The sequence below is a fragment of the Nocardia pneumoniae NBRC 100136 genome (assembly GCF_000308755.1).
GTDB classification, from domain to species: domain Bacteria; phylum Actinomycetota; class Actinomycetes; order Mycobacteriales; family Mycobacteriaceae; genus Nocardia; species Nocardia pneumoniae.
In genome coordinates, this window is sequence record NZ_BAGF01000050.1 from 92,894 (window position 1) to 113,510 (window position 20,617).

At 69.5% G+C, this 20,617-nt stretch carries 17 protein-coding genes and 1 pseudogene; 6 read left to right on the top strand and 12 right to left on the bottom strand.

Annotated elements, in window-relative coordinates:
- Positions 1 to 42: 42 nt before the first annotated feature.
- Together ON34_RS15960 and ON34_RS15965 are read right to left on the bottom strand one after the other, a co-directional pair.
- The gene (locus tag ON34_RS15960) at positions 43 to 1,629 is read right to left on the bottom strand and encodes a hypothetical protein (protein ID WP_040780093.1); all 1,587 of its coding nucleotides are present in this window, start codon (positions 1,627 to 1,629) and stop codon (positions 43 to 45) included.
- On the bottom strand, positions 1,626 to 1,955 hold the full coding sequence (locus ON34_RS15965) for a type VII secretion target (RefSeq protein WP_040780140.1): 330 nt from the start codon (positions 1,953 to 1,955) through the stop codon (positions 1,626 to 1,628). The genes ON34_RS15960 and ON34_RS15965 overlap by 4 nt, the downstream gene beginning before the upstream one ends.
- A gap of 212 nt (positions 1,956 to 2,167) precedes the next feature.
- Between ON34_RS15965 and ON34_RS15970 the strand changes: the two genes are divergently transcribed.
- The 4 genes from ON34_RS15970 to ON34_RS15985 all read left to right on the top strand — a co-directional run bounded on the left by ON34_RS15970 (position 2,168) and on the right by ON34_RS15985 (position 7,411).
- Complete coding sequence (locus ON34_RS15970) at positions 2,168 to 3,172, top strand: NAD-dependent epimerase/dehydratase family protein (protein WP_040780094.1); 1,005 nt, start codon at positions 2,168 to 2,170, stop codon at positions 3,170 to 3,172.
- Positions 3,173 to 3,203: 31 nt separating this feature from the next.
- Positions 3,204 to 4,220, top strand: coding sequence for an Rv2578c family radical SAM protein (locus ON34_RS15975; RefSeq protein ID WP_040780095.1), 1,017 nt, complete (start codon positions 3,204 to 3,206; stop codon positions 4,218 to 4,220).
- A 111-nt stretch (positions 4,221 to 4,331) separates the two neighbouring features.
- On the top strand, positions 4,332 to 6,335 hold the full coding sequence (locus tag ON34_RS15980) for a 2-oxoacid:acceptor oxidoreductase subunit alpha (RefSeq protein ID WP_051022710.1): 2,004 nt from the start codon (positions 4,332 to 4,334) through the stop codon (positions 6,333 to 6,335).
- Positions 6,332 to 7,411: a 2-oxoacid:ferredoxin oxidoreductase subunit beta gene (locus ON34_RS15985; RefSeq protein ID WP_040780097.1), complete on the top strand. Its 1,080-nt coding sequence runs from the start codon at positions 6,332 to 6,334 to the stop codon at positions 7,409 to 7,411. Before ON34_RS15980 ends, ON34_RS15985 begins: the two co-directional genes overlap by 4 nt.
- 81 nt (positions 7,412 to 7,492) lie before the next feature.
- On the opposite strand, the gene ON34_RS15990 is transcribed toward ON34_RS15985, so the two are convergent.
- Positions 7,493 to 8,140, bottom strand: coding sequence for a hypothetical protein (locus tag ON34_RS15990; RefSeq protein ID WP_040780099.1), 648 nt, complete (start codon positions 8,138 to 8,140; stop codon positions 7,493 to 7,495).
- A 155-nt stretch (positions 8,141 to 8,295) separates the two neighbouring features.
- Positions 8,296 to 9,567, bottom strand: coding sequence for a histidine--tRNA ligase (hisS, locus tag ON34_RS15995; protein WP_040780101.1), 1,272 nt, complete (start codon positions 9,565 to 9,567; stop codon positions 8,296 to 8,298).
- Between the two features lie 139 nt (positions 9,568 to 9,706).
- Between hisS and ON34_RS16000 the strand changes: the two genes are divergently transcribed.
- Together ON34_RS16000 and ON34_RS16005 are read left to right on the top strand one after the other, a co-directional pair.
- Entirely contained in the window at positions 9,707 to 10,582 is an 876-nt protein-coding gene (locus tag ON34_RS16000) for a peptidylprolyl isomerase (protein ID WP_040780103.1), read from the top strand.
- A 409-nt stretch (positions 10,583 to 10,991) separates the two neighbouring features.
- Positions 10,992 to 11,543: a hypothetical protein gene (locus ON34_RS16005; RefSeq protein ID WP_040780106.1), complete on the top strand. Its 552-nt coding sequence runs from the start codon at positions 10,992 to 10,994 to the stop codon at positions 11,541 to 11,543.
- 83 nt (positions 11,544 to 11,626) lie between these two features.
- On the opposite strand, the gene ON34_RS16010 is transcribed toward ON34_RS16005, so the two are convergent.
- From ON34_RS16010 to ON34_RS35565, 8 genes and pseudogenes are all read right to left on the bottom strand, one after another.
- Complete coding sequence (locus ON34_RS16010; protein WP_040780107.1) at positions 11,627 to 12,010, bottom strand: DUF4913 domain-containing protein; 384 nt, start codon at positions 12,008 to 12,010, stop codon at positions 11,627 to 11,629.
- Positions 12,007 to 13,842: a type IV secretory system conjugative DNA transfer family protein gene (locus tag ON34_RS16015; RefSeq protein WP_051022713.1), complete on the bottom strand. Its 1,836-nt coding sequence runs from the start codon at positions 13,840 to 13,842 to the stop codon at positions 12,007 to 12,009. Before ON34_RS16015 ends, ON34_RS16010 begins: the two co-directional genes overlap by 4 nt.
- Positions 13,843 to 13,884: 42 nt before the next feature.
- A complete protein-coding gene (locus ON34_RS16020) occupies positions 13,885 to 14,412 on the bottom strand; it encodes a hypothetical protein (RefSeq protein WP_245548055.1) in 528 nt (175 codons plus the stop codon).
- Positions 14,413 to 14,653: 241 nt separating this feature from the next.
- Positions 14,654 to 16,318: a peptidoglycan DD-metalloendopeptidase family protein gene (locus ON34_RS16025; RefSeq protein ID WP_040780108.1), complete on the bottom strand. Its 1,665-nt coding sequence runs from the start codon at positions 16,316 to 16,318 to the stop codon at positions 14,654 to 14,656.
- 37 nt (positions 16,319 to 16,355) lie between these two features.
- On the bottom strand, positions 16,356 to 16,664 hold the full coding sequence (locus ON34_RS16030; protein ID WP_040780109.1) for a transposase: 309 nt from the start codon (positions 16,662 to 16,664) through the stop codon (positions 16,356 to 16,358).
- Entirely contained in the window at positions 16,661 to 18,778 is a 2,118-nt protein-coding gene (locus ON34_RS16035; RefSeq protein WP_083889478.1) for a putative type IV secretion/conjugal transfer ATPase, read from the bottom strand. The genes ON34_RS16030 and ON34_RS16035 overlap by 4 nt, the downstream gene beginning before the upstream one ends.
- A 7-nt stretch (positions 18,779 to 18,785) precedes the next feature.
- Positions 18,786 to 20,276: an SCO6880 family protein gene (locus ON34_RS16040; protein WP_040780110.1), complete on the bottom strand. Its 1,491-nt coding sequence runs from the start codon at positions 20,274 to 20,276 to the stop codon at positions 18,786 to 18,788.
- A pseudogene (locus ON34_RS35565) lies at positions 20,273 to 20,617 on the bottom strand (hypothetical protein); the annotation flags it as partial. The gene ON34_RS16040 and the pseudogene ON34_RS35565, both read right to left, overlap by 4 nt.

Here is a 20,617-nt window from a genome sequence, read left to right on the forward strand (position 1 = left end):
ATCACCGCCGTGCGGGCCGAGCTCGAATCGTTGTGCTCCGGACTAGAACTGGTCCTGTTCGTAGTCCGAGCTGATGATCTCGTCGGAATGCGTCGCACCGATGACGTCCGGCGTGGACTCCCCCAGCGGACCGGTGAGATCGTCGTTGCCGGTGGGGCTGGAGTACGGCTGCACCGTGCGCGAGTGTTCCTCGTCGTCGTTTCGTTGCCCCGCTGCGGCCGCCGGGCCACCCAGGAAGCTGTTGCCTCCGGCCGCGGTAGTGCCGGGCGCGCCGGTACCGAACGGCGTGCCGGGGATACCGGTGACGGGGCGGATCGGTGCGACCGGGGTGCCGGGCAGGCCCGTGGGCTTGGGTACCGAGGGCGTGCTCGGGGTCCCCGACCGACCGGGACTGCCGAACAATCCGGAGGGCGAACCGTGGTTGGTGCTCGGGCTCGGCGTGGTGTGCACCGACGACGGCGTGGTCAACGGGCTCGACGTGCCGGGTGTGGAGGAGTCCAGACCGGCCGCTCTGGTCGCGGTGTCGGTCGCGGCCGACTGGGCCTGCTCGAGGACCGGCTGGCCGACGTTCTGCGCCAGCGCCTGCGCGGCCTCCTGCGCCTCCGGTCCGACCAGCTGCTGCACCATGCCGCTGAGTTCGGCGGTCTTGCCCGCCAGATCACCGCGGGTGGCGTTGACCACGCCGACGGCCTGGCCGAGGTGCTCGGTGGCCGACGCGACCAGCGCCGCCTGCGCGGGCGGGGTGAGAATGACCGGGGCGAGCGCGGTGGCCTGGGTGGCGAACGACGAGGCGATGCCGAGCAGCTGCGCGTTGCCCTGCTGGACCACCGCCGCGGCGCGCTGGGTGAGTTCGGAGATATCGATGCCGCGCTGGCTGGTCTCCTGGCCCTCGACGTTCGCCTGCTGGCTCGCGGCTTGGGCGTTGCGGGCGGCCTGGCCCTGCCACACCTGCTCGACCGTGGCCATGCTGCCCCGGCCCACCTGCATGGCCATCTCGATGACCTTCGAGGACTGGCCGAGGATCGCGGTCGGATCGAGCGCGCCGATGATGCCGGTGCCGAAGCTGCCGAGCAGGTCGAGGATCGGCTTCATCAGCAAGTCCACGCCGGGCAGCGCGGGCAGTGCGACGCCCTGCATCAGCGCGGCGACCGGATCGGCGGGCAATGGCGGCAGCGCGGCCGCCGCCTGATTCACCTGATTCACCGCGGTGGCGACCGAGCTCGGCGCGTCGGCGAGGGCACCGCTCAACACGCCGTCGGTGTGCGCGAGCGCGGCCTGGACCACCGGCGCCGCCGCGGCGTTCACGTCGCCGAGCAGGGCGGACACCTCGTGCGGAACGCCGGGCGGATCCTCGCCGCCTGGAACGCCGTTCAATCCGGGAAGTCCGGCGGGACTCGCGCCGATCGTCTGCTGATCCTCGGAGATCTTGCGCGACAAGACGAATGCGGGCGGCTCGATCGGTGGCATGTCCTCGGGCAGCTGTGGCAGCGGTAGATCGAGTACCGCCCGAGCCGGTGAATCATGTAAGGCGTCCAGCACCGTCTGCTGGCCGATGGCGACGTTCTGATCGGCGGCGTGCGCGACGGCCTGCTCCTCCGGGGCGATGACCCCGCTGTCGAGCGGTCTCATACCAAGCCCCCGATCTCGCCCGTCTTCGATCCGAGCGCGCCCGCATTGGACCAGTCCATGGCGTCGAAGGCCGCCGCGGCGCTGAACGCCGACTCCGACAGCTTGGCGTACTTGGCCGACAGATCGTTGATGTCCTTGGCCTGCAATACCTGCGCGGCGGCGAACATCGCCAGGTAGTCCGCGCCGATCAGCCCGAACACCGGAACCAGCGCGGCGACGTTCTTCACCGCGTCGATATTGCCCGCCCCGGCCAGATCACCGGCGATACCCGCGTTCGTGGCGGCGAACGCCCGGACCGCTTCGGTCTCTACCGAGAGATCACTCATCGAGTTGTCCCCCCAAATCGTCGTGAACATGCGTCATGAACTTCGTCGTGACCGGTCCCGCTCCCTGCCGAATCGGCAAGGGCCGCTACGGTTGCGCTCAATATAGCGGACCTTACCGGCAAGTTTCGAGCCCGAACGCGCCCCGCGACAAGGCAATCGGCAGCGAATTGGAACGTGTTGCAAATTAGAACAAGTTCTATATTCTCTCTGCCATGAAGGTCGCAGTGACCGGCGCAGCCGGCTACCTTGGCACGAACCTGCTCCGCCTCCTCACCGAGCGCGGGCACCAGGTCACCGCCATCGATCGCGCGATTCCCGGCGAGGCGGCGGCGCCCGGCGTCACCTGGGTGCGCGGGGATGTGCTGGATCCGGCGTCGATGCGCGCCGCGCTGGCCGGCGCCGAGGTCGTCTACCACCTGGTCGCGGTGATCACCCTGGCCGACAAGAACGACCTGGCCTGGCGGGTGAACACCGAAGGCGTGCGCGTCGTCGCCGAGGCGGCGCTGGCCGTCGGCGCGCGCCGCATGGTGCACGCCAGCTCCATCCACGCGTTCGACCAGTACAGCTGCGGCGGCCGGATCGACGAGCAGGTTCCGCGGTCGACCGGCTCTTCCCTGCCGGTCTACGACCGTTCGAAGTGGGCGGGCGAGGTGGAACTGCGCAAGGTGATCGACCAGGGCCTGGACGCGGTGCTGTGCAATCCCACCGGCGTCTTCGGCCCGCTGGACTACGGCAAACCGCTGTCCCGGATCAACCGGACCCTCAAAGACGCGGCGCTCGGACGGGTGCCCGCCATGATCGGCGGCGGATTCGACCTGGTGGACGTGCGCGACGTCGCCGAGGGCCTGCTGCTGGCGGGCGAACGCGGCCGCACCGGCGAGAACTACCTGCTGGGCGGATCGATGATCTCGATGCTCGAGCTGTGCCGGGTCGCCGCGGCGCACGGCGGCAAGAAGGGCCCGAGGTTCGCCATCCCCGCCAAGCTGGTCTCCGGTGTCATCCCGGTGCTGGCGCCGATCGGCAAGCTGTTCGACTCCGACATCGTGTCCAAGGCCGCGCTCGGCGCGCTGATCTCCGCTCCGATCGTCGACCACGGCAAGGCCGCGCGCGAGCTCGGATACCAGCCGCGCTCCCTCGACGAGACCGTTCGCGACCTGGTCACGTTCTTCGCCGACCCCGCTCGGCTCGCGCCGCCCGGCGCCAGGCGGATCGCTTGACAGGCCTTAGAACACATGTTCGACTGAAGGGGTGCGGTGGCAAAGCCAAACCCTGGACGCCGAGGACGGCGCTCTGCCTGGGCTGTCCCGGGCAGGGTTGGTGCGCACTGTGCGGACACCCGAGTTCGAAGGCATCACCTTCCATGAGGTGCTGTGCAAGAGCGCGCTGAACAAGGTGCCCGAGGCGACGAATCTGCCGTTCCAGTGGACGGTCAATCCCATGCGCGGCTGTTCGCACGCCTGCCGCTACTGCTTCGCCCGCGGCACGCACGAATACCTGGACTTGGACGCGGGCCGGGACTTCGACACGCAGATCGTCGTGAAGACGAATATCGCCGCGGTGCTGCGCAAGGAACTCGGCAGGCGGTCCTGGCGGCAAGCACCGGTCGCGCTCGGCACCAACACCGATCCGTATCAGCGCGCGGAGGGCCGGTATCGCTTGATGCCGGGGATCATTCGAGCGCTGACCGAGTCCGGCACCCCGTTCTCCATCCTCACCAAGGGCACATTGCTGCGCAGGGATCTGCCGTTGCTCACCTCGGCTGCCGGCCAGGTGCGGGTGAGTCTGGCGGTGTCCATCGCGATTCTCGACGAGGATCTGCATCGCAGCCTGGAAACGGGCACGCCGTCACCGCGTGCGCGACTGGACTTGGTGCGCACCCTGGCCGACGCGGGATTCGCGGTCGACGTCCTGGTCGCCCCCGTCATCCCCTATCTCACCGACAGCAGAGCCCACCTGGAGGCCATCTTCGGTGCGATCGCCGCGGCCGGTGCGAGCTCGGCCGTCGCGTTCCCGATGCACCTGCGCGGCAGCACCAGGGGCTGGTTTCTGTCCTGGCTGGCCGAGCACCATCCGGCGCTGCTGCGCCGCTACCGTCAGCTCTACGGCCACGGCGCGTACGTGACCCCGGAATACTCGGCGTGGCTGCGCGCACGCGTCGATCCACTGCTGGCCGAGCACGGTTTGACCCCGCGCAGGCAAGCCGAACCGGAGACACGGCCCGAAACCGCGGACACGACCGACCCGCAGCTGGCATTGTTCGCCTGACGCCGCCATCGCCGAATCTCGCGGATCCGCGCGCTTCACCGGGCGCGCACCGCATCCGACGGAGTAGTTTGGCGATGGCACCTCTCAGCGACGAGGAAGTGAAGCAGGCACATGGTTTCACACCAGAATGATGTCGGCACAGCGAAATTGGAAAAGGTCGTCATTCGGTTCGCCGGGGACTCCGGCGACGGAATGCAGCTGACCGGCGATCGCTTCACCCATGAGGCCGCCGCCTTCGGCAACGACCTGGCCACCCAGCCCAACTTCCCGGCCGAGATCAGAGCGCCGCAGGGCACCCTGCCCGGCGTCTCCTCGTTCCAGATCCAGATCGCCGACTACGACATTCTCACCGCGGGCGACCAGCCCGACGTGCTGGTCGCGATGAACCCCGCCGCGCTCAAGGCGAATCTGGAGGATCTTCCGCGCGGCGCCACCGTCATCGTCAACACCGACGAGTTCACCAAGCGCGCCCTCGCCAAGGTCGGTTACACCGCCGACCCGCTGGCCGACGACACCCTGTCGGATTTCGTGGTGCACCGGGTCCCGATGACGTCGCTCACCCTGGGCGCCACCGAATCGACCGGGGTGGGCAAGAAGGACGCCCAGCGCGCCAAGAACATGTTCGCCCTCGGTCTGCTGTCCTGGATGTACGGGCGCCCGATCGGCGGAACCGAGCGGTTCATGCGGGAGAAGTTCGCCGCGAAGCCGGACATCGCCGAGGCCAACGTGCTGGCGTTCCGCGCGGGCTGGAACTACGGCGAGACCACCGAGAGCTTCGCCACCACCTACGAGATCGCGCCGGCGAAGCTGCCGCCGGGCACCTACCGGCAGATCACCGGCAACACCGCGCTCGCCTACGGCCTGATCACCGCAGGTCAGCTCGCGGGACTGCCCGTCTTCCTCGGCACCTACCCCATCACGCCCGCCTCCGACATCCTGCACGAGCTGAGCAAGCACAAGAACTTCGGCGTCACGACCTTCCAGGCCGAGGACGAGATCGCCGGTATCGGCGCCGCGCTGGGCGCCTCGCTCGGCGGCGCGCTGGGCGTCACCAGCACCTCCGGGCCCGGCCTCGCCCTCAAGAGCGAGACCATCGGCCTCGCGGTGATGACGGAGCTGCCCCTGGTCGTCATCGATGTGCAGCGGGGCGGTCCCTCCACCGGCCTGCCGACCAAAACCGAGCAGGCCGACCTGCTGCAAGCCCTGTACGGCCGCAACGGCGAATCGCCGGTGGCGGTGGTCGCCCCCCGCTCCCCCGCCGACTGCTTCGCCGCAGCGGTGGACGCGGCGCGGATCGCCCTCACCTACCGCACACCGGTGCTGTTGCTGTCCGACGGCGCGATCGCGAACGGTTCGGAACCCTGGTCGATTCCGCGAGTGGCGGATCTCGACCCGATCGACCCGGCGTTCGAGCCGGAGGGCGACGACGGCGACCCGTTCCAGCCCTACACCCGCGACCCCGACACGCTGGCGCGCCCGCTCGCGGTGCCCGGCACCAAGGGGCGCGCGCACCGCATCGGCGGACTCGAGAAGGCCGACGGCAGCGGCAACATCTCCTACGATCCGGCCAACCACGAGCTCATGGTGCGATTGCGCCAGGCCAAGATCGACGGCATCGCGGTGCCGGATGTCGAGGTGGACGATCCCGACGGCACCGCTGAGCTGCTGCTGATCGGCTGGGGCAGCTCCTACGGGCCGATCGGCGAGGCGTGCCGGCGCGCCCGCCGCCGTGGCGTCCCGGTCGCCCAAGTGCACCTGCGCCATCTGAATCCGTTGCCCGCGAACCTCGGTGAGGTCTTGCGCCGCTACCGCATCGTGGTCGCGCCGGAGATGAACGGCGGCCAGCTGGCCATGCTGCTGCGCGCGAGGTACCTGGTCGACGTGCGGCCGTGGACGAAGGTCGCGGGCACCGCGTTCTCCGCCCAGGAGCTGGTCGGCGTCATCGACGCGGCGCTCGACGGGTCGATCGGGGAGATGGAACAGAACAAGGTCTTCGCCGCACGGGCGCGGGCCACGTACAGAACACTGCCGCACGACCTCCGCCCACAGCCCGGCGCCGGGGCGAGCCCAGGCCAGGCAGCCACCGACCGCACCATCGCAGGGGGTAACGCATGACCATCGTGGAAACCTCGCTTGTCGGCACGGACCTGGGCCTGACCGGGGTGTCCGGGGTGCCGTCCGCGGACGGACCGCAGAAGGTGAAGGACTTCACCTCCGATCAGGAGGTCCGCTGGTGCCCCGGCTGCGGCGACTACGTGATCCTGGCGACGGTGCGCGGCTTCCTCGCCGAACTCGGATTGCGCAGGGAGAACCTGATGTTCGTCTCCGGGATCGGCTGCTCGAGCCGCTTCCCGTACTACTTGGACGCCTATGGCATCCACTCGATCCACGGTCGGGCCCCGGCGATCGCGACCGGCCTGGCGGTCAGCCGTCCCGATCTGTCGGTGTGGGTGGTGACCGGTGACGGCGACGCGCTGTCGATCGGGGGCAACCATCTCATCCACGCGTTGCGCCGCAATGTGAACATGACGATCCTGCTGTTCAACAACCGGATCTACGGGCTGACCAAGGGCCAGTACTCCCCGACCTCGGAGCAGGGCAAGATCACCAAGTCCACCCCGATGGGTTCGCCCGACCACCCGTTCAACACCTTGTCGGTGGCGTTGGGCGCGGAGGCGACCTTCGCCGCCCGCGCGCTGGATTCCGATCGCGCGGGACTCACCGAGGTGCTGCGCGCCGCCGCCGAGCATCGCGGCACGTCGTTCGTGGAGATCCTGCAGGACTGCCCGATCTTCAACGACGGCTCGTTCGACGTGCTGCGCCGGGAGAACGCCTCGGATCATCTCATCCCGCTGCGGCACGGCGAACCCATCCGGTTCGGCGCCGAAGGCGAATTCGCGGTCGTGCGGAGCGGTTTCGGGCTGAAGGTGGCCCGTACCGACAGTGTCGCGGAGTCCGACATCGTGGTGCACGACGCGTACGCCGACAGCCCGGAGTACGCCTACGCGCTGTCGCGACTGTCCGATCAGGGGCTCGACCATGTCGTCACCGGCGTGTTCCGCAGCGTCTCGCGGCCCACCTACGACGACGCCGTGCGCTATCAGACCGAGGTTGCACGGGAGAGGAAACCGATCGGTCCGGAATCGCTCCAGGACCTGCTCACCGGGCCGGAAACCTGGACGGTCGGGTAGCGGCTCGGCACGCACCGGCTCCGGAGGACGTGACGTACCAGGCCGCACGCGCTCGGCGAAGCCGGGCGGACGGTTGCGGGATCAGCCGAGCGCGGCGACCTCGGTGTCGGTGAGCACGATCGGCGACACCACGTCCTTGGCCCGCGCCAGCTGCACGGCCCGATACAGCGGCCGCTCCTCCAGGCCTGCGTCGCGTGCCTCGGCCTGCAATTGCTGCACCAGCATGGCGGAAACGGCCACCGCCGCGGCCAGTTGACTGGCGGCGAGCGCGTCGGCGAGCCTGCGCAGGCCGAGCAGATGCAGCTCGCGGCCGCTGCCCGCGTCGGTGTACATCGCCAGCGGGATGACCTGCGAGACCTCGCCCGCGGTGACGCGCAGGGCGATACGGCTCAGCCGCGCCGGGAACACCAGCACCTCGACACCTGTCGCCGACGACATCTCCACCTGTCGTTCCCCGAACAGCCTGCGGGCGTGAATCATCGTTCCCGACAGCCACATTCGCCGCCGCCGCAGGGCGATGGCGTACAGGACGGTGGGCGCGCCGACGACTACGCCGATGGCTACGGCGATCGGCCAGCTCACCACGGTCGCCGCCAGCAGCGCGGCGCCGAGTCCGATGCCCGATGCGGCCAGCGCGAGGCGGCGCAGCATCGGCGCGTACACCTCGGGCGCGACCAAATCGAGCCCCACCGGCGCGAGCGCCCGCTCGTCATCAGAATTCGTCGACACTGCTCCGCCCTCTCGCGACCCCGGCGTCGGTGCGCCGGTCACGCTACCGTGCCCACCGCTCGGCCGGCGGCGGGTTCGGCGCAGAGTACCCCGGTCGCGGCGTCCATGCCGCGCAACCGGTTGGCCGCGCCACTGTCGCCGCGCCGGGGGTGCGCCTATCCCGCCAGCGACTCCCGGATCACACCGACCACTTCGGCCAGCGGGATCTGCCGCTGCTCACCGGTCGCCATGTCCTTGAGCCCGATGGTGTTCTCCGCGATGTCGCGGTCGCCCAGCACCAGGGTGAACGTCGCCCCGGACCGGTCGGCCGCCTTCATCGCGCCTTTCACGCCGCGCCCGCCGTACGCGAGATCGACCCGCACGCCTGCCGCGCGCAGCTGCGCCGCGAGCACCACCAGCCGCTGTTTGGCGGCGTCACCCAGCGGCACACCGAAGACCTCGCAGCGCGCCGGGTTGCCCGCCGACTTGCCCTCGGCCGCCAGCGCCAGCATGGTGCGGTCCACGCCGATGCCGAAGCCGATGCCCGACAGGGGCTGCCCGCCGAGTTCGGCCATCAGGCCGTCGTAGCGACCGCCACCGCCGATGCCGGACTGCGCGCCCAGACCGTCGTGCACGAATTCGAACGTGGTCTTGGTGTAGTAGTCCAGGCCGCGCACCATGCGCGGGTTCACCACGTACGGCACGCCGAGCGCTTCCAGGTGGCCGAGCACCTGCTCGAAGTGCGCCTTGGCCGATTCCGAAAGGTGATCGATCATCAGCGGCGCGTTCGCGGTCATCTCGCGCACCTCGGGCCGCTTGTCGTCCAGGACGCGCAGCGGATTGAGCTGGGCGCGGCGCTTGGTCTCCTCGTCCAGCGGCAGCCCGAACAAGAACTCCTGCAGCAGCTCCCGATACTGCGGGCGGCAGGTCTCGTCGCCCAGCGAGGTGATCTCCAGCCGGAAGCCGTCCAGCCCGAGCCCGCGGAATCCGGCATCGGCGATCGCGATCACCTCGGCGTCCAACGCCGGGTCGTCGACGCCGATCGCCTCGATGCCCACCTGCTGCAGCTGCCGGTACCGGCCTGCCTGCGGCCGCTCGTAGCGGAAGAACGGACCCGCGTAGCACAGCTTCACCGGCAGCTGGCCGCGGTCGAGGCCGTGCTCGATGACCGCGCGCATCACCCCGGCGGTCCCCTCGGGACGCAGTGTGACGCTGCGGTCACCGCGGTCGGGGAAGGTGTACATCTCCTTGGTGACCACGTCGGTCGACTCGCCGACACCGCGGGCGAACAGGCCCGTGTCCTCGAAAACCGGCAGCTCGATATGTCCGTACCCGGCCAGTCGGGCGGCGCGGAGCAGGCCGTCGCGCACCGCGACGAACTCGGCCGAGCCGGGCGGCACGTAGTCCGGTACCCCCTTCGGGGCGGAGAAGCTGCTGGTCTTGGTCACGATGCTCCAGTTTCCACCACTACGCCCCCGCAAGTCCAACCGGTTCGCCGAACCGCCTCTCAGGAAGGATGCGGATCAGTCTCAGGAAGAAATGGCACACTCTTATCCCGATGTCACCGGATACGGGAGGAACGTGGTAGTGCCGAGCAACGAACAGCGACGAGCAGCGGCGAAACGCAAGCTGGAGCGTCAGCTCGCCAACCGAGCCGAGCGGGCACGCAAGCGCAAGCAACTCACGATCGCCGGGTCGGTGCTGGGTATCGTCGTCGTGGTCGCCGCCGTCACCGGGGTGTATTTCCTGACCCGCGGCGACGACAGCGGCTCCGACGCCGCCGACGCCTCGCTGTCCAGCGCCCCCAGCGCCGCCGCGCCGCCCGCGGCCAAGGCCAAGCCCGCTACGGTCGACTGCGTCTACAGCGACAGCGCCAAGCCCGCCGACAAGCCCGCGAACAAGCCGAAGGCCGACGGCATCCCGACCACCGGGGTCGATGCCAAGGTCAGCGTCAGCATGGAGACCAGCCAGGGCCCGATCGGACTGACCCTGAACAACGCCGAGTCGCCGTGCACGGTGAACAGCTTCGTCAGCCTGGCCGCGCAGAACTACTTCGACGGCACCGACTGCCACCGGATGACCGCGGACGAGGGCTTGAAGGTGCTGCAGTGCGGTGATCCGACCGCTACCGGAATGGGCGGGCCCGGTTATCAATTCGACAACGAGTACCCGACCGATCAGTACGCGCCGGACGACCCGAACGCCACCGAGAACGCGATCGTCTACAAGCGCGGCGTCCTCGCCATGGCCAACGCCGGTCCCGGCACCAACGGCAGCCAGTTCTTCATCGTGTACGCGGATTCCCAGCTGCCGCCGCAGTACACGATCTTCGGCACGGTGGACGACAACACCCTCGGCACCCTCGACAAGATCGCGCAGGTGGGCCAGGACAACTCCAACGGCCCCGGCGACGGCAAACCGAACCAGCCGGTCACGATCCAGTCGGTGCGCATCGACCGCTGATCGTCGAATTCCCGGGCCCGCTGCCGCGTCGGCAGCGGGCCCGAGCCTGGTCCGGAGTCATCCAGCCCGAGCGAGGATAGGCGAACCTTTGTTCGGCTAGGGTGTCCTTGTTCCGGAGATCGTCCGGCTCGTTCCGGCGCGCGCCGGAAATGTGCGATATATGCTGATAAGCGGCACGCTCGTTCGATTGTGCCGACCTTTGTCGGGTAACCTCGAACCAAGGAGTTCCGCAGCGTAGTCACCCCCTCGGCAGGACGACCTGGTGAGAGTGTGCGCCACGCCGCGAGTACTCCGGGTGTCCACGTTTGCAGGCGGGGACCCGCTGCACGGGACTACAGTTCGCGTGGCGGCGTCCGTGACGAAGCACCACCATCATCCATAGTGATCACTGCAGCATCGGGGAGCAGCCATGTCCGAGGAACTGGACGACATCGGCCGGGAAACCGCGGCCATGATGAGGACAATGTTGCAGCTTGCGACACTCGTCGCCTTGAAGACCCGTGAGCGTGGTCAGAAGGAAATCGAAGCGCGAGTCAAGCTCGCCGAGGCCCGTGCCAAAGAGGCCAGGGAACTGCAGATCCGGGAGGCCCGCGACGCGAAGGCCAAGGATCCGCGGAACACGGAGCTGGCCCGGCTGATCGAGAAGCCGATCCCGGAAAAGGGTGTGTCCCTGGAAAAGGACCGCTTTTCCGCGCAAGCCGAGGCCTCGCGGATGGCCGCCACGGCCGCCGCCAACGCCAGACCTGCGATGCAATACGACTCCGCGGAACGCCGCATGGCGATCGCCGCCCATCTCGCGAAAATGGGTGTCGCGCCGGAACTGGCCGCGGTGCGGATGCTGATCGAAGTAGGGCAGGCACAACCGCCTGGCGAGGCGGTGCGTACCCGTCCCGGCGAGGCGCCGACGGTCACCCGAGGGGCGAGAGAACAGGAATCTCGCGGCCTGGAACGGACCAGATAGGCAGAGGAGCGAACGCCCGCTGGAGTTGTCCAGCGGGCGTTCGTCTTTCGAGGCAAGCGCGAGAACCGCTGCCGCGCAGTCGGTTACGTGAAGTCGCCGATCGTCGGATCGCCGAACATGCCGTGCTGCGGCGATTTCGTCGGCAGCGGGCTGAGCATGTCCTTGTGCCCGTTGCGCACACTGCAGTACTTGAACGGCCCCTTCGGGTCCAACAGCTTCGCCATGTGCGGGTCGGCATGGTCCAGGAACCACACGCTCAGGCCGGTCCGCCCGTCCTGGCGGTAGTGCTCCCAGGCTCGCCACAGCGCGTCCAACCGAGCGACCGCCTCGGCGTGCTGCCACCACTCCGGGCACCACACCGTGTCGCTGAGATCGGTGACCTGCCTGCGGTACACCACCGCGAGGTAGTTCTCGACGAAATCCACCACGCCCGCGTAGATCGTCGGTTGTTGCTGCTGTTCGGTCACAGTGGCCGAACCTCCTCGATCGGTCCGTACTCCGGCGGCGGCGTCGACTCGCTCAGCGAGGGCGAGCCGATCAGGTCGGTGATCTCCGTTTTGCGCTGCGGATCATGACGCGAGATGGACTGCTTCACGGCGGCAGCGTACTCGCCCTCCCACCACGGCACCGTGCGCAGCAGCACCGGCGGCGCTCCGGACGGGAAGAGGATGGCCCGCCCGCGCGGCAGCGTCGCCAGCGCGTTGACCGTGAACGTCTTGGACGAACTCAGCGAGCGCGAATAGCTCTTGCCGCCTTTGGATTCGGAGACAGATTGCGAGATCGCGTCGTATTCGCCGAGCACGTCCGAACGTTCCTGCAGGAACTTGGTGTCGTCCACGCCGCTGCCGAGCACCTTGATGTTCGCCGCCGACCACAGAGCGTTCATGCCGCTCTCGCCCCAGCAGCGCGCGCCCTGCGCCCACGACTGCAGCACCGTCATCACCACGATGCCGCGCGAGCCGAAGTGGCTGTACTGCTTGGGCAGATCCTTCCAGCGCACCACATTCGCGGCCTCGTCGAGCACCGCGAGCAACGGAACCGCCAGTCGCCCACCGGCCGACTGCGAGGCCTTGCGCATCGCGACGTCGATCACCGCCTCGGTGAGCGCGCTCACCAGCGGGGCGGCCGAGCCGCGGCCCTCCAGCGACAAGCTGTACAGCGTTCCGTTGTTCTCCAGGAACTCCAGTTCGTCGAATTCCCTGCGGTCGCCGCCCCTGGTGATCCACGGGTGCACGTTCGACAGCTTCAGGCAGCGGATCATCTTCTTGGCGGTGCCGAAGATGCCGCTGCGCGTGCGCGGATCGGTGTTGTACTGCGAGGAGAGGCCGGAGGCGGTGTAGTGGTGGCGGGCGGCGCGCAGGAGCTCGATGGGCTCGGTGTCCTGCGGGTTGGTCACCCATTCCCAGACCTGCACGATCGGGCGGCTGCCGTTGCGGTCGCCGACGGCGGCGGCGAGGAACAGTCCGGCCAGCAGATCCTCGGCCTCGGGATCGAAGAAGGCGTCGGAGTTGGTTTCGCGGCCGTCGTCACCGTCGGCGAAGTGCCCGGCCAGCCGGGCCGCGCGCATCTCGCACCCCTCGCGCTTGGCGTCCACCCAGGACAACGGATCCCAGAACCAGCTCGGCTCTTCACCCGCGACGCCCTGCGGGTCGAAGACGAACGTGGGACTTCCCTTGGATTCCCGGACGTCTCGGGTGGCGTCCACCACGTCGCGCTTGTTCGAGGTGGCCAGCACCGGCCCGATCGCGGTGAGGATCGCCGGGATCACGCGGGAGGTCGACTTGCCTTGACGGGGGCCCCAGATGTCCAGGTGCAGATCCTCGTACGAGCCGTAGAGCATGACGCCGTCGGCCACGCCGATGCCGATCGGCACGCCGGGAACGCCGCCGTCACGCAGTTTCACACCGAGTTGCTGGGCCTTCTCCCGGACACCTGCCTCGGTGAGCATCGCGATCGCGCCGCCATTGCCCATCACGTCGGCCTTGTCGTCGACCGGCAGCCTGCCTTTGGATTGGCGCTTCTGCAGCTGCTTGCGAATCATCAGGTAGCCGACCACGCTCAGGATCACCAGCAGGACGATCGCCGTGGCCGCGCCCGGCCACTGCAGCTTTCCCCTGGCCAGGTCGGCGGCGATCGCGATCGGGTTGATCGGGACGTTCTGCGGACTGCCCGCGAGCATGTTGCCCAGATGGAGCGCGAGCCAGAGGGTTCCGAAGATCGCGAAGCCGGCGTAGATCAGGATCAGGCTGACATCGGGTCCGGGTACGGCCGGATCCGTCACCTTTTTCTTCTTCGCCATTTGTGCCTCCTGGGTCGGCCGTCCGGTGGGGAAAGCGGGTGGTCAGCGGAACGCGTCGAGCCGCCAGCCGTCGGGTGTGCGTACGACGGTGGCGATCACCGTCGCGGGCGGCAACGCCTCCTTGCGCCCGTTCGGGTAGACGACGGTCTGCTCGATCCCGATCTTGAACTGCTGGACGTTCGGATCGGTGTGGATCGGCGCCTTCTCGCCGGACGCGAACGTGAACGCCTCCACACGCGCCCCTTCTCTCGCCCAATCCGCCCACTGCAGCGACGACTTCGGTGTCTCCACCGCGGTCGGCGCCGTGTCCAGCATACGAATCAGGCTGGGGCCGAGAAACTTCCGTGCCCGGGACAGCGAGGCACCCTGACTCTCGGTGGCGGGCTCCCAGCGGTAGATCTCGCGCAGCGCCGCGACCGCCACGCCGTCGGGGGTCACCGGATCCGGCGCGGGAGCGACCTCGAGCAGGCGGGTCGTGGACGTAGCCGGATGCGCCGCATCGGATCCCGTGTCCGCGCGGTCCGCGCGGCCACAGGCCGCGCTCAGCACCGCGACGCTCAGCACCAGCATCACCACCAGTTTCGCGCGTGCACTTGCTCTGCCTTTCCAGGCTAGCCGTATCGCACCGCGCCGCGGCAGCCCCGCGACCGCGTGTTGGGGACCGCGGGTACTCATACCCGCGATTCCCGCGCTCGGCTCCGTCATGACCGTCGAGGCGCCTGCACCAATCGCTTGGTCCCTCATGCCCACGCCTCGCCGACGCTCGGCTCCGGCACGAGCGCGTGCGCGGCCGCGTTCATCGTCCGCCCGCTCACAGCACCCTCCTCGCTCGTCCGTCGCCCGGCACCGGGACTTCCGAGACGCCGCCCGCGGATCGGGCGTCCGCTCCCGGAACGGACTGGATCATCCGGCCGTTGCCGGTGTAGATGCCGACCAGCGCCGGTCCGCGCGGACCGAATGAACTGAACACCAGATCACCCGGCTGAACTCTGCTCATCGGCACCTCAACGCCTGCCTCCCATTGCTGTTCGGCCGTGCGCGGCAACGTCACGGTGCCGGAGGACGCCGCGAACACCGCGGCCGAGGTCAGGCCGGGCCCGTCCAGACCACCTCCGCTGGGCCCTTGTGGCCCGCCACCGCCCCAGACATAGGGCGTGCCGAGCCATTCGTGTGCTGCTTGGACGACCTGGTCGCCGGTCGCGCTCTCCCCCGGCGTGAACCGGCCGAGCGAGCCCGGCGCGCGGTACTGCGCCTCCATCGCGAGAATATTCCGCACATACGGCTGGGTCTCGGCGTAGTGGGCCGCGAGCTGGTTGGGCATGCCGCCCGAGGCGAGCACCGCGCCCTCGCCCGCGTTGTAGGCCGCCAGCGTCAGCGCGACGACGTCGCCTTGCACTCGGCCCTCGGACTGCCATCGCAGGATCTTGTGCGCGATCGCGCACATGTAGCGGCCCTGGCCGATGATCGCGTCGCCGTCGTCCCACACACTGGCCACGCCGTTGCCGTCGGCGTCGATGACATACGGTTGGCCGTCATCGGGATTGATGCTTGCCGCGGTGCCCGGCAGGAACTGGGCCAGGCCTTGCGCACCCGCGGGCGAGACCGCGCCGCGCCGGAAACCGGACTCCTGCCTGCCCTGCGCGGCCAGCAGCGACGGCGTGATCTGCGGGCAGATCGAACCCGCGCGCCGGTACCAGATCTCCAGTTCCTGCGGCACCTTGCCCGCGGCGAGCGCGCCACCGGCGGTACCGAAGCCGAGGCTGCACCGCGGATCGCTGGAATAGGCGTGCGCGCCACCGATGTCCGGGGTCGGCGCGCCATCCAGCCAGGGCAACGGGTCGATCTGCCGCCCGCCGGTGAACCGGCCGCCCGGCACGATCTCGAAATGCAGATGCGGCCCACTGGATTCGCCCGCCGAGCCGACCGCGCCGATGTGCTGACCGGCGGTCACCGTGTCGCCGGCGCGGACCAGCACACCCGAGTCCCACATGTGGCCGTAGACCGCGGAATAGGAACGACCGTTGGTGTCCACCGAATCGACGACGATCCAGTTGCCGAAACCCGACGCCGGACCGGCGGCGACGACACGGCCGTCGGACACCGAGAAGATCGGGGTGCCGTCGGTCGCGGCCAGGTCGACACCTCGGTGCGCACCCCCGCGGGAGCCGAAAACGTCCGAGACGGTGAAGGTTCCGATGGCCAGCGGCAGTGTGCGGCGCAGTGGGCCGACGCCCGCCGCCAGCGAGGGAGTGGCGGTCGCGGCCGGATTGGTCTGTGTGCCGGTGGGGCTCGTGGTCGACGCGGCACGCCGATCGCCCGGCGCGTAGCCGCCCAGCGGCGGCAGCGCCGACTGCGACCCGAGCACCGAGCCGCCCTCGCAAGCGTCGTCCACCGCGGGCATGACGATGACCAGCACGACGGTCACCAGTCCGAGCACCGCGCCGAGCGCGGTCCACAACACCGATTTGCCGCTCATCGCCGCACCCCGGCAGAATGCCGCGCGCAGGCGTGTTTCACGTCCGGCGCCGGGCTTCGTTGAGCGTGTCGGCCAAGGTGCGGTTCATCTCGGCGGCAGCGGCCAACTGCTGTTGCAGCAGCGCGACCTTGCGCCGCAACGCGGTCGCGTCCATGCGCTCCAGGCTGGGGCCTTCGGCCGCGCGCACCCAATTCCGTACCGAATTCGTGTGCACACCGATCTGTTCGGCGACCACGCGACAGGCCTCCGATTCGCTGCGCAGCTTGCCCGTGAGCGCGATGACCTGCGCGACAGCGGCCTCGCGCACCTCGGGTGAGACGCGGCGGTAGGAGCGGTGCGGCATCATGCGGCACTCCCCGGCGAATCCGTTCCCCGCGACGTCGATTCGGTGAATTCGCTGAAGCGCTGGTTGGTGTCGTGGATCCCGCTTTCCTTCTCCGACAGCGTGAATTCCATGTGGAACGGGATGCCGGGCCTGCGGTCCTCACCGATCTTCAGCAGGAACTTACCGGTACCGGGCGGAGACGGCCGCTGCTGTCCCGGCTTGAGCGCCTCGCCCGTCAGCGCTTGCGGTGCGGACCATCCGGTCACCATCTCCTCCTCGGCCGATGTGAACGGAACCGTGCTGTCGAGTCGTTTGATCTCCTCGGCCGGGAGCGCGCCGAAGATCTTCGCGCGCGCCCGCTCGAGGAAACCGAGTGCCTTCGCGATCGCGGCTTCCGATCCGAGTGCTTGCAGGTCCTTGATGGTGTGGCTGATCATGATCAGCGCGGTGGCGATGCCGCGCTGTAGTCGGGTCAGCTCGTCGACGCGGTCGACCATGAAGTCGCCGAGACCGAGTACCTGCCACAGCTCGTCCATCACCACCTGGAAATAGCGCTGCGGGCCCAGCTTCGCGTCGGCCAGCACGTGCGCGGCCTCGACCGAGGCGAATCCGTCGGCCCAGCAGGCCAGCATGACCGCGGCCTTGAGCTTCTTGTCGCCGGTCGGGATGTGCGAGACGTCCATGCACACCGCGACCGCGCTGGTGTCGATCGGCACGGTGGTCTGTCCGTTGAAGACCGCGCCGAACGGGCCCTGGGTGAGCGCGCGCAGCGAGCGGCGCAGGCCCTTGATCGCCTCCTGGTACTCGGCCGTGCTGTCGGCGCCCGCGTCCAGCATCAATTCCTCACCGCCACTGACGATCACGTCGAGGAGGTTCTCCATGATCGGCGGCTTGTCCGGCGTATACCCGCTGCCGGGCCGGTACAGGATGCGCAGTGCGGTGGAGATCAGCGTCTCCTCGTAGTCGCGCACGCGGTCGCCGCGCACCAGTTCCACCAGACCGGCGATCAGCGTCACCTGCCTGGCGCGCAGATCCTGCAACACCTGCAGCTGCAGGGCCGGGAACTCCTCCAGCCGCGGAACCACCGCGCCGAGCACGCCCGCGGCCAGCGGGTTGAGCTTGCCGTGCCCGTAACCGAGGTCGATCACCTGACCGCCGACCAGCTCGACCATCTTGCGGTAGTCCGGCTTGACGTCGGCCAGGATCAGCGGCGTGATCCCCTGCGCGATGCCGCCGAGCACGATGCGGCGCACCAGCGAGGATTTGCCGAAACCGTTGAGGCCGAGCACGAACAGGCTGGGCGCGGTGATGAAGCTGCCGCGCATGAACCAGTTCATCGGGTCGAAGCAGACCGGGGCCCCGGTGTGCAGGTGGGAGCCGAGCGGGGTGCCGATCAGCGGCGCACCCGCGCCGACCGACCACGGCCACAGTCCGGCGACCTGCGCGGTGGTGGCGCGGTACTCGACCGGCCGTCCGACCACGTTCATCCGTCCGCCGCCCGGCCCGGCGTAACCGCGGTCGGTGAGTTGCGCTGTGCTGCGGTCGAATCCGTCCTCGATCGTCTGCTCCGCCCTGGCCGCGTAGTTGCGGCGGCGGATGTCGTCGGTGCGGACCCGGAACTGCGCCCACGCCGCCCGCAGACCGCTGCCCTCACGGGCGATCATCTCCAGCTTGGCGCGGGTGGCGTCGTCGAGCAGTGGAGGGCCGGACTGTTTGCGCCGATCCGCCTTCGCCTTCGCGCGACGGGCCGCCTTGTCCTGGTACGGGGTACCCATGGCGCGGTCGGCCGTGTAGTCGACCTTGGCGGGCCGTGCCACCCGGCCGTTGCTGGCGCCGTTGCGATCCGGCCGCCGAGCGATGCGCTCGGTGGCCGCGTCACGGGGAACGCGGGAGCCGCGCTCGCCGTGGGCTCGGTCCGCGCCCGGTCGCGCGCGCCGCTCGGCTTCGCGTGCCGCGCGCCGATCGGACGTCTCGACGCCCGGCCGGTCCCCGCCGTTCACCCGCGCCGAATCCCGTGCGGGGTGCCGCGGCCGGGCCGGCCGCTGTCCCCACTCGTCCCGGGCGGATTGCTCGAGCCGTCTGCGGCGCGCGTCCTCGTCCCGTTCCCGTACGGGTGGCTCGTAGTCCCGTGCCATGAATCGCTCACCCCGCCAGTGCCTTCGGAATAGTCGCGTGCTCCGGCAGGATCACCCCGCAACCGAGCGAAGCCGCGAAGGCCGCCGCCTGGTAGCGGTAACACCGCCGAATCTTCAAGCGCGCCTGGGTCGACAGGTCGCGCGTGATGGCTTCGATGCGCGGCAGGTCGCCGCGCAGTGGCTCGGTGATGGTCACCAGCGCCCCGAAGCGGGTCACACCGTGACCCCTGGCCTGCTCCTCGCGGGCCTGCTGGGTCGCACCCACCCGCAGCGTCGCCGCCGCGGACACGACCCCGCGTTCGCTCTGTTGGGCCACCAGCGCGTTCTTGAAATCGTCGTCGACGATTTCGGCGGCGTCGGCGGCTGAGTGCGGACGGTACACGATCGCGATACGTTTGCGCGGGACTTCGGGATTCGGCGCGAGCAACCGCTGCAACACCCGCTCGTCGACCGCGCCCTCCGGGGCCGCGTCCATCTCCCAGGTGACCGACCGGCCACCGTCGTGCACCAGGTGATCCCACTTCTCGTCATGGGACACCGGGCCCGCGTCCGCCCAATCCAGGCCGTGCCCTTCGGGTTCGCCCGCGGCGACCTCCAGATCGGCCTGCGAGGCGGGGTCGTAGCTGCGCCGGATGAACGCGATCACCTCGTCGGCCGACATCGGCTGCGCGCGCACGCCCGCCTCCGCCAGCGCGGCGCAGATACCGGGCAGGCGGCGGCCGATCTCGACGGCCTCCTCCGCCGGGTTCTTGCGGCGCTCGGCGGTGGTGGCCTTGAACGTGATCGCCACGCGCGGCAGCAGCTGCACCCGCTCCTGCGGCAGCTCGGTGGCCAGTTCGTACATCACCTGCTGGGCGAGTTCCGGCGCCTCCGGCCTGGTGATCGTGGAAACTTCGGTCAGCAACCGGTTTCCGGTCTCCGGCACGGTGTCGATGACCGGAACGACGGCGACGATGTCGCTGGTCTGGCCGACCGAGGCCAGGAAGGTGCCCCACGCCGAGACCCATCGGTCGATGACGGGTTGGTCCACCGCCTCGTGGCCTTGCGGCCACGCCCGCAGCACCACCGTGTACTGCGCGAATTGCGGCAGGTGGATCATGCCGAAGCTGTAGCCGCCCGCGTCGATGCCCTCGTAGAGCCTGGAGGGCGCCAGCAGACCGGGCAATCGCGTGACGCCGCCCGGAATCCGGGAGAAGCGGCCCCCGCGGTACACATGCTCGCCACGACTACGCGAGCGCATCCAGTTGAACATCATCAATCCCGTCTCGTAGCCCGAACGACCTCCGGTCCGCCATACCAAGGGAACCATGACGACGACACCGGTGCCGCCGACGATCAGACCCCACTGGAAGCCGCCGACCATAGCGGTGATCAGCGCCGTGATCACGACCGCGAAGCCGAGCACGGTCTCCTCCCAGCGCAGGCCGAAAAGACCCGCGCTGCGCGGCTTCTGCCAGAGCCCGTACGAGCGCCGCTCGTAGGTGTCGGTGACTGTCATCGCGGAATGGTGCTCCTCCCGAGGTCGGGTGAACGGTTCGTCCAGCGGTCGCCCGCGACGTCACCCATGGCTTGTTCGGCCCGGTTCAGTCCGCCGCTCGCGGCCCGCGCCGCGCCGATCCGGCCTGCCGCCCTGGCCGATCCGGAGGCTACTCCGGCCGCGCCCGCGGGTCCGGAGGCGCGCGGGGCCGCGCCGCCTTGACCACCGCCACCTCCCCGGGGCGGGGTGGGCCGCGGCACGCCGCCGCCACGCGGGCCGCCCGCGCCGCCCGGCCGCGGACCGGTTCCGCTGCCGCTCACGTAACCCGCCGCGCCCGGCGCCGCAGCGCCCTTGACGCCAAC